Source organism: Streptomyces sp. MnatMP-M17, assembly GCF_900091995.1.
Classification (GTDB): domain Bacteria; phylum Actinomycetota; class Actinomycetes; order Streptomycetales; family Streptomycetaceae; genus Streptomyces.
In genome coordinates, this window is the sequence record NZ_FMDK01000620.1 from 1 (window position 1) to 1,228 (window position 1,228).

Annotated in this window: 2 protein-coding genes; both read left to right on the forward strand. The window is 71.3% G+C overall.

Annotated features, from left to right (window positions below; translation table 11 throughout):
• Nucleotides 1-608, forward strand: a 608-nt coding sequence (locus GA0115259_RS26195; RefSeq protein WP_093601582.1) for an IPT/TIG domain-containing protein, incomplete at its 5' end; no start/stop codon positions are given.
• A 266-nt stretch (nucleotides 609-874) separates the two neighbouring features.
• Nucleotides 875-1,228, forward strand: a 354-nt coding sequence (locus tag GA0115259_RS26200) for an IPT/TIG domain-containing protein (RefSeq protein WP_176732659.1), incomplete at its 3' end; no start/stop codon positions are given.

The window sequence follows — 1,228 nt, forward strand, 5'->3', positions numbered from 1 at the left end:
GCGTGCAAGCCGTCAGCCCCGCCGGAGCCGGAGCAACCGGCGTCACCCTCACCACAGCGGGGGGCACCAGCGGTCCGGCGAACTTCTACTACCTCAACCCGCCCGCGAAGGCGAGCGCCAACCCGACCGCCGGGCCGCTGGCCGGGGGAACGGCGGTGACGATCACGGGCACGAACCTCACCGGCGCCACCGCGGTGACGTTCGGCGGCACCGCGGGCACCATCACCGCCAACACCGCCGCCTCGCTCACCGCCACCACCCCCACGGCCACCACGATCGGCCCGGTACCGATCGTCGTCACCACACCCGGCGGCAGCACCGACGGGCTGACCTTCACCTACACCGCCGTGCCCACCATCACCAGTGTCCTGCCCGCCACCGGGTCTACCGTCGGCGGCGACGTCATCACCATCACCGGCACCGGGCTGGGCAGCACCACACAGGTCACCTTCGGCGGCGGCCCCACCAGTTTCGAAGCGGCCAGCGACACCCAGCTCGTCGTGACCACCGCGACACACACCGCGGGCGTGGTCGATGTCGACGTGGCCTCCCCCGGCGGTTCCGCCACCGCCAGCGGCGCGTTCACCTACCAGACCCCGCCCGGTTAGATCTTTCGTTCGGGTCAGGTCTGATCAGAAAGGAAAGGCCCTGGTGCCGCAACAGCCGGCCGCCGGGAAGCGGCCTTCGACGCGGCGCCTCGCAGGGCGCCGGACCGGGCTCGTCGTAGGGGCCGCTCGGCCGGTTCGGCGCCGCCACGAAGCGCGGTGCCGGATGCGGCGACGGGGCGGACCACCGGCCGGTACGCAACCAGAAGGATCGTCAACGCAAACATCATCCCCCGGGCGGCGTGACGGAACAGGACAAGGAGCACACGATGGCGACACCCACGATCTCTGGCATCAGCCCCTCGTCGGGAACGGTTGCGGGCGGCAACACGGTGGCGATCGCCGGCACCAATTTCAACACCCCGACAGTCACCTCGGTGACCTTCGGCGGCACCCCCACCGGGACGTTCACCGTCAACTCCGACACCCAGATCACCGCGACCGCGCCCGCCCACGCGCTGGGCCCGGTGACCGTCACCGTCACCAACACCAGCGGCAGTGCGACGACCGCCTACACCTACACCACCGGCCTGTCCCTCACCCCCACCCAGGGGCCGGCCTCCGGCGGGACGACGGTGGACATCTACGGCGCCAATCTGGCCGGCACGACAGCGGTGCGCTTC